Annotated in this window: 7 protein-coding genes; 5 read left to right on the top strand and 2 right to left on the bottom strand. The window is 46.9% G+C overall.

Annotation, left to right across the window (positions count from 1 at the left end):
* On the top strand, nt 1-723 hold a 723-nt coding region (locus tag BLS03_RS25750; protein ID WP_176765673.1), incomplete at its 5' end, for a hypothetical protein.
* A gap of 161 nt (nt 724-884) precedes the next feature.
* On the opposite strand, the gene BLS03_RS23050 is transcribed toward BLS03_RS25750, so the two are convergent.
* Nucleotides 885-1,298: a VF530 family protein gene (locus tag BLS03_RS23050; RefSeq protein WP_093279227.1), complete on the bottom strand. Its 414-nt coding sequence runs from the start codon at nt 1,296-1,298 to the stop codon at nt 885-887.
* 378 nt (nt 1,299-1,676) lie between these two features.
* Between BLS03_RS23050 and coxB the strand changes: the two genes are divergently transcribed.
* Genes coxB through BLS03_RS23030 form a run of 4 tightly spaced genes read left to right on the top strand, consistent with a single transcriptional unit; the run spans nt 1,677 to nt 5,954 of the window.
* On the top strand, nt 1,677-2,801 hold the full coding sequence (gene coxB, locus BLS03_RS23045; RefSeq protein ID WP_093279230.1) for a cytochrome c oxidase subunit II: 1,125 nt from the start codon (nt 1,677-1,679) through the stop codon (nt 2,799-2,801).
* A 26-nt stretch (nt 2,802-2,827) separates the two neighbouring features.
* Nucleotides 2,828-4,429, top strand: coding sequence for a cytochrome c oxidase subunit I (gene ctaD / locus BLS03_RS23040; protein WP_425445128.1), 1,602 nt, complete (start codon nt 2,828-2,830; stop codon nt 4,427-4,429).
* 8 nt (nt 4,430-4,437) lie between these two features.
* Nucleotides 4,438-5,073: a cytochrome c oxidase assembly protein gene (locus BLS03_RS23035; protein ID WP_093279225.1), complete on the top strand. Its 636-nt coding sequence runs from the start codon at nt 4,438-4,440 to the stop codon at nt 5,071-5,073.
* On the top strand, nt 5,070-5,954 hold the full coding sequence (locus BLS03_RS23030) for a cytochrome c oxidase subunit 3 (protein ID WP_093279224.1): 885 nt from the start codon (nt 5,070-5,072) through the stop codon (nt 5,952-5,954). Before BLS03_RS23035 ends, BLS03_RS23030 begins: the two co-directional genes overlap by 4 nt.
* Before the next feature lie 10 nt (nt 5,955-5,964).
* Here BLS03_RS23030 and BLS03_RS23025 read toward each other — a convergent pair whose 3' ends face one another.
* Nucleotides 5,965-6,192: a DUF2909 domain-containing protein gene (locus BLS03_RS23025; RefSeq protein WP_093279223.1), complete on the bottom strand. Its 228-nt coding sequence runs from the start codon at nt 6,190-6,192 to the stop codon at nt 5,965-5,967.
* Between the last annotated feature and the right edge of the window lie 16 nt (nt 6,193-6,208).

Raw genomic sequence — 6,208 nt, 5'->3', positions numbered from 1 at the left:
TTTGCATCAAAATCGTCCAATATAGTCGATAAAATTAAACACACCGATGTTTCACAGCTGGTAAGCGATACATTTGATCTGGATGATAAGGCGAATACTAGTTCTCTTCCTGTGCGTTTAGTGGTGACCAGAGATAGTATTGCCTTTGATGGTAAAACGCTAAGTTTCGATAAGCCATTTAAAGATTGGGTCGCAGTGCTTGGTGACGATTATATGCAGGGAGAATTAAACTCTTTAGATGCATTTTCAGCTCAGCGTTTTATTTACCCTAAGTTAGGTTTGGATATAGAACTTGAAAAAAATAGGAAAAACCCCAAATCAGATTGGGTGAATGGACAAGTAGGCACCCTAAGTGATCCAATGGGGCGATACGTTAAGGGGGTTCGAGTGATGCTTAGCTCACATTTAAAAAACTTTGAATTCGATTTTGATAAAAGACGAAGTGGTAGGGTGTTTAATACTATGTCAGTCGACTATGCTATTAATTTTTTTGGTGCAATAATAGATAGTCATACTCCAAAGTCAAATGTATTAGATTATTCACAGGGCTTAACACATAGCGGGCATTTTAATTCTATAAGAACGAGTTCATTGGAAGGTAATCAAGCATCAATTTCTTATAATGCTTTTTTTGGTTCAAAACCAGAGATATCTTATATGATCCAAATTTATCCAGATAAAGAAACACAAATATCCAATAGGAAAAAATATTTTGGTTATTGAAAGGTGAGGGCTATTAGTCGTTTTTTTTTACCATCTGGTGTTGAATGATTTTAACACTTATCTTGCCGACAAATTTCACCGTTTAATTTGTTCTTTCAGGCCAAATATTGCCTGAAAGATGTTTTCTTATCCTCAGTGATAGATATCGCTTTTACATACACTTATCGGCGGGGGCTTCGACCTTTTGCTGAGCGCTGCTTGTGGACTGACGCTGCTTTGGCTTGAGATTTCAAAATCGAATCAACGGTCAATTCCATCGGCGGCTTCGGCTCCAAACCATGAGGAAATGTACGAGCACGCGGCGATAAGTCATATTCCTCTGCGGATGCTCGCGGCATACGCTTAAAGCGATACAAATAGAAATTTTCCAACTTTTCCCGCGCCCAGTCGGTTTTCTTAAGATACTTCACGCTGCTGGCAATCGACGGTTTGGTGTGAAAACAGTTAAAACGCATTGCGGTATCAAGAATGTCCCAACCGTAGAAATCGACCAACTCTTGCAACATGACTTCCAGCTTCAGACCATGAAGTGGGTTGTTGCGCTGCAGTTCAATTCGTTCTTCGTCAGTCATCATGGCAGGTTCCTTTAATTATCTTTAAGCCAGCGAAATACAGCGGCGTTATTGCTGTTAAGTATATGCGGCTTCGGTTTGGATCGGCGAGTCTAGCAGAGTTCGGGGCCAATCCCTATCTGAAATAACCTCTAAATTGTCGGCTAAATTACCAGCTCATTTTACGCGGCCTGCCATCTTGCATAATCCCTTATCGTTAACTAGGTTATTAACATAAATATAACAATCTGGGTTGGGCGAGCTGCTAAACGGATTGGATTAAGTGCTTGTTGGGATGAGTCGATTTAGATAATTCAATGAAAGCAGCCGCTTAAGGTGTGACGAAAAAGGAGAAACCTTGTGAAAAACTTCGTCATCCGTTTGTGGTTTCTAGCCGATTTGATGCTGATTGGGTTTGCTGCTCCTGCCATCTCTGCTGAACCAAAATTAAATATGACTCAAGGCGTGACTGAGATAAGCGGTCGCGTATACGAGTTACACATGCTGATTTTTTATATCTGCTGCGCCATCGCGGTGGTGGTGTTTGGCGCGATATTTTTCTCGATTGTCAGGCATCGAAAATCACGTGGTGCGGTGGCGGCAAGCTTTCATGAAAGTACCAAAATTGAAATCCTTTGGACGCTCATTCCGATTGTTATCCTTATTCTTATGGCGATTCCCGCCACTAAAACCTTGATTGCGATGGAAGATACTTCGCAGTCCGACCTCACTGTGCAAATCACTGGCTCACAATGGAAGTGGCACTATCGTTATTTTGATCAAGACGTCGCGTTTTTTAGCTTGCTAACCACCAGTCAGCAGCAGATTCAAGGTGTTGATGAAAAAGGCGAGCATTATCTGCTCGAAGTCGACCAACCTTTGGTGCTGCCTGCCCATCGCAAAGTCCGTTTTCTATTGACCTCTGATGATGTGATTCACTCGTGGTGGGTACCGGATTTCGCCGTAAAAAAGGACGCCATTCCCGGGTTTATTAATGAAGCGTGGACACGTGTTGATAAACCCGGCATTTACCGCGGTCAATGCGCTGAACTTTGTGGGCGAGCCCACGGCTTTATGCCTGTGGTGGTGCAAGTCCTTGAGCCTGAAGCGTTTGATACATGGTTGACGGATAAGAAAAACGCGCTGGCCGAGGAAGCGGCAAGTGCCCAATCGGCACTAAGTCAGACTCTATCGCTTGAAGCACTGATGCGCCAAGGAGAAGCGGTTTATCTTGACCGCTGCGCGGTATGTCATCAACCAACCGGCGTTGGTATTCCCGGGGCATTTCCTGCGATTAAGGGCAGCCCAGTGGCAACCGGTGCACTCGAACTCCACCTTGATACTGTGCTTAATGGCCGAGCAGGGACGGCGATGCAGGCGTTCGCCAATCAGTTAACGGAACAAGAGATTGCCGCGGTGGTGACTTACCAACGTAATGCGTGGGGGAACAACACCAACGATGCGGTGCAAGCAGCAGATGTGAACGCCTACAAACAGCGACTCGAAGCGGTTAAGGAGGGGCAATGAAAGCGCCAAAAACGACGTTGACGGCGATGAGCCAGCAAGCCGAAGGGACTCAAACCGCTTCAACAGCAAATCCGAATGTCCATGATGATAAACCGTCGGGAGTGGGGCGCTGGCTGTATTCCACCAACCATAAAGACATTGGTACTTTGTATTTGTGGTTTAGCTTTGCCATGTTTCTCACTGGCGGTGCGATGGCGATGGTGATCCGCGCCGAGTTGTTTCAACCTGGACTGCAATTGGTTGAACCGGAATTCTTTAATCAGATGACCACGGTTCATGGGCTGATTATGGTGTTTGGCGCTGTAATGCCAGCGTTTACAGGCCTTGCGAACTGGATGGTTCCATTGATGATCGGCGCGCCAGATATGGCGCTACCGCGTATGAATAACCTCAGTTTCTGGATTCTGCCGTTTGCGTTTTTGATTTTGCTAGCCTCGCTATTTACCGAAGGTGGCGGGCCTAATTTTGGCTGGACGTTTTACGCGCCGCTATCGACCACTTATGGTCCGAATAGCACGGCGCTGTTTGTATTTTCGATTCATATCATGGGCATCAGCTCAATCATGGGCGCGATCAACGTGATTGTCACTATCATGAATATGCGCGCACCGGGAATGGGGTGGTTCAAAATGCCGTTGTTTGTCTGGACTTGGTTTATCACCGCATTTTTACTGATTGCGGTGATGCCGGTGTTGGCAGGCGCCGTGACCATGATTTTGACCGATAAATATTTTGGCACCAGTTTCTTTGATGCGGCGGGCGGCGGTGACCCTGTGATGTTTCAGCACATCTTTTGGTTTTTTGGTCACCCTGAAGTCTACATTATGATTTTGCCATCATTCGGTATTATTTCGGCGATAATCCCAGCTTTTAGCGGCAAGAAACTCTTTGGCTACCATTCCATGGTTTACGCGACTTGCTCGATTGCGCTGTTGTCCTTTTTAGTCTGGGCGCATCACATGTTCACAACCGGTATGCCGGTGTTTGCTGAGCTGTTTTTTATGTATTGCACCATGCTGATCGCGGTGCCAACGGGGGTCAAGGTTTTCAATTGGGTTGCCACCATGTGGCGCGGTGCGCTGACGTTTGAAACGCCGATGCTGTTTGCTATTGCCTTTATTATCTTGTTTACCATCGGCGGCTTTTCCGGCTTGATGCTTGCCATCGTGCCGGCGGATTTTCAATATCACGACACCTATTTTGTGGTCGCGCATTTTCATTATGTGCTGGTCTCTGGCGCGGTGTTTTCGATTATGGCTGCAGCGTACTACTGGCTACCAAAATGGACCGGACATATGTACGACCAGCGTTTGAGTTTGTGGCATTTTTGGTGCTCTGTTATCTCAGTCAATATTCTCTTTTTCCCAATGCATTTCTTGGGGCTTGCCGGTATGCCGCGGCGCATTCCTGATTACGCGATTCAGTTTGCCGATGTGAATCAAGTGGTGTCGATTGGTGGCTTTGCGTTTGGTTTGTCGCAACTGCTATTTCTTTGGGTGGTGGTGAAATGTGTGCGTGGCGGTACGCCTGCCTCAGCGAAACCTTGGGCGCGTGCACAGGGGCTTGAATGGACGGTTGCCAGCCCAGCGCCGCACCATACTTTCTCTCAGCCCCCTAAAATCGATTAGGAGCGAATATGGACAATCAACAGCAATCGAATCGTCGCTTGAGCGGGAAGCTGTTTGTCGCCGCTCTGGTCATGTTCGGCTTTGGCTTTGCTTTGGTGCCACTTTACGATGTGATGTGTGATGTGCTTGGTATCAATGGCAAAACCAACTCCAGCGCTGCGCTGCAGCCGCAAGGTTTGGTGGTTGATGAAACGCGAGTGATTCATGTTGAGTTTATCGCTCATTTGAATCAAGGCATTCCTTGGACGTTTACCCCCACGCAGTCGACGATTGATGTCCATCCCGGGCAGGTGATTCAAACGGCTTATACTGCCGTTAATCTTTCCGAGCAGCGAATGATAGGCCAAGCAGTGCCTTCGGTGTCTCCTGGATTAGCGGCGCGCTACTTCAACAAGATCGAATGTTTTTGTTTTAATCAGCAGGGGCTTAATGCGCATCAATCGGCAGAGCTGCCATTAATTTTCTATATTGAACCGAATATTCCTGAATCGATTACCACGTTAACTCTTTCCTATACCTTGTTTGATATCACCAAGAAAACCGCGGCAGAGCAGCAACATCTGGCTGTTATTCGCCCATCTTTACCAGTTTTACCTGCTAATTCGAGGGTTGAACTGGCTTATGCTCAAGGAGGTGTGCGATGACACCTAAGACTCCCAGTTATTATGTCCCTGCGCAAAGCTCGTGGCCTATCATGGGCGCGGTTGCGCTGTTTATGATTGCGGTCGGCGCTGGTCTTACTGTGCAGCATCTTGGCCAAAGCGGCGGTGCCAGCGTTGCCAGTCGCATCGTTTTATTCTTGGGCTTTATTATCCTTGTGGTGATGTTTGCTGGCTGGTTTAGCAACATCATTAGTGAATCCTTAAGCGGGCTTTATTCGGCGCAGCTCAGTCGTTCGTTTCGCCAATCCATGAGCTGGTTTATTTTTTCCGAAGTGATGTTTTTCGGCGCTTTTTTTGGAGCACTGTTTTATGCCCGCATGGTGGCGGTGCCATGGCTTGGCGGGGCGAGTAACAACCTAATGACGAACGAGGTTTTGTGGCCAAGCTTTGAGGCGATATGGCCACTTACCCAAACGCCAAGCGGGACAACCACTCAAGCCATGGGTTGGCAAGGTATTCCACTTGGCAATACGGTGATTTTATTGCTCTCTTCGGTGACGTTACAGATGGCGCATGTCAGCCTTGAGCACAATAAGCGTTTTGCGTTGGTGATTTGGCTCGAATTGACCATCGTATTGGCCGGGTTCTTCCTCTATTTTCAAGGCGTCGAATATCACCACGCCTATCAAGAACTCGGGCTGACGCTACAGTCCGGCATTTATGGCAATACGTTTTTTCTGTTAACCGGATTTCATGGTCTGCATGTTTGTTTAGGCACGATTTTCCTCTTAGTACTGCTTGTTCGTATTGCCAAGGATCATTTCACACCCAAGCAGCATTTTGCGTTTCAAGCCGGCAGTTGGTATTGGCACTTTGTCGATGTCGTGTGGCTGTGCCTGTTTGTATTTGTTTATGTGCTTTAGGCGCTCAGCGCTAATAAGGGCGAGGGTTAGGTTCTAAAAATCCGCTGAATAACGCAATGATAAGCAGTAGGACAGCGAGGGCAGAGAACAGCACGCGACGGCCAAGATAATGGCTCATCGACGGTTTTTCATCGGTGTCATCTTCGGTCATTTTAGACATCAGAAACAACGCTCTGGCGAGGTTATAGATGATAAACAGCAGCAGTAAAACTAAACCGATTTTAAATACTGAGACCATAAAACTGTTCCATTTG

Origin of the sequence: Vibrio xiamenensis, assembly GCF_900100015.1 — a bacterium.
Taxonomy (GTDB): domain Bacteria; phylum Pseudomonadota; class Gammaproteobacteria; order Enterobacterales; family Vibrionaceae; genus Vibrio; species Vibrio xiamenensis.
Note: the sequence above shows the minus strand (reverse complement) of the source record. Positions and strands in the feature narration are given on the sequence as shown.

Coding starts and splice junctions, on each gene's coding strand:
- BLS03_RS23050 (WP_093279227.1), bottom strand. CDS start 1,298: ATGATGACTGACGAAGAACGAATTGAACTGCAGCGCAACAACCCACTT.
- coxB (WP_093279230.1), top strand. CDS start 1,677: ATGCTGATTGGGTTTGCTGCTCCTGCCATCTCTGCTGAACCAAAATTA.
- ctaD (WP_425445128.1), top strand. CDS start 2,828: ATGAGCCAGCAAGCCGAAGGGACTCAAACCGCTTCAACAGCAAATCCG.
- BLS03_RS23035 (WP_093279225.1), top strand. CDS start 4,438: ATGGACAATCAACAGCAATCGAATCGTCGCTTGAGCGGGAAGCTGTTT.
- BLS03_RS23030 (WP_093279224.1), top strand. CDS start 5,070: ATGACACCTAAGACTCCCAGTTATTATGTCCCTGCGCAAAGCTCGTGG.
- BLS03_RS23025 (WP_093279223.1), bottom strand. CDS start 6,192: ATGGTCTCAGTATTTAAAATCGGTTTAGTTTTACTGCTGCTGTTTATC.